This is a genomic window from Mesorhizobium sp. M0243 (genome assembly GCF_040321775.1).
GTDB lineage: Bacteria > Pseudomonadota > Alphaproteobacteria > Rhizobiales > Rhizobiaceae > Mesorhizobium.
In genome coordinates this window covers 1-737 of the sequence record NZ_JAMYSF010000086.1, presented here as the reverse complement: position 1 = coordinate 737, position 737 = coordinate 1, and the positions used below count along the sequence as shown (strand labels likewise).

Genomic DNA, 737 nt, shown 5'->3' with positions numbered 1-737 from the left:
GTCTCGGCGGTCTTGGCTTCCTCAACCGTGATGACGCCTTCGTTGCCGACCTTCTGCATCGCTTCGGCGATCATCTTGCCGACCGACTCGTCGCCATTGCCGGCGATCGTGCCGACCTGGGCAACTTCCTCGGAGGTCTTGATCTTCTTGGCAGCCTTGCCGAGCGCCGCGACGACTTCGGTCACGGCCAGATCGATGCCGCGCTTCAGGTCCATCGGGTTCATGCCGGCGGCAACGGCCTTGTTGCCTTCCTGGACGATCGACTGCGCCAGAACGGTCGCGGTTGTGGTGCCGTCACCGGCGATGTCGTTGGTCTTCGAAGCAACTTCGCGGATCATCTGCGCGCCCATGTTTTCGAACTTGTCGGAAAGTTCGATTTCCTTGGCGACGGTGACCCCGTCCTTGGTGATGCGCGGGGCGCCGAACGACTTGTCGATGACGACGTTGCGGCCCTTGGGGCCGAGGGTGACCTTCACCGCGTCGGCGAGGATGTTGATGCCGTGAAGCATGCGCTCACGGGCATCGCGGGAGAATTTTACGTCTTTGGCAGCCATTTTTTTACTCCTGGGCATCTCGCCCGAAATTCAGATTTGATGGTGCGAAGGAAAGGCCTGATATCAGCCGATGATGCCCATAATGTCGGATTCCTTCATGATCAGAAGGTCTTCGCCATTGAGCTTGACTTCGGTACCCGACCACTTGCCGAACAGGATGCGGTCGCCGGCCTTGACGTCCAG

The 737-nt window shown here is 59.7% G+C and carries 1 protein-coding gene and 1 pseudogene; both read right to left on the bottom strand.

Features of this window, described 5'->3' with window-relative positions; translation table 11 throughout:
• On the bottom strand, positions 1-554 hold a 554-nt coding region (locus tag NKJ11_RS33745), incomplete at its 3' end, for a TCP-1/cpn60 chaperonin family protein (RefSeq protein WP_352795189.1).
• A gap of 63 nt (positions 555-617) precedes the next feature.
• Positions 618-737 (bottom strand): annotated as a pseudogene (locus NKJ11_RS33740) (co-chaperone GroES); the annotation flags it as partial.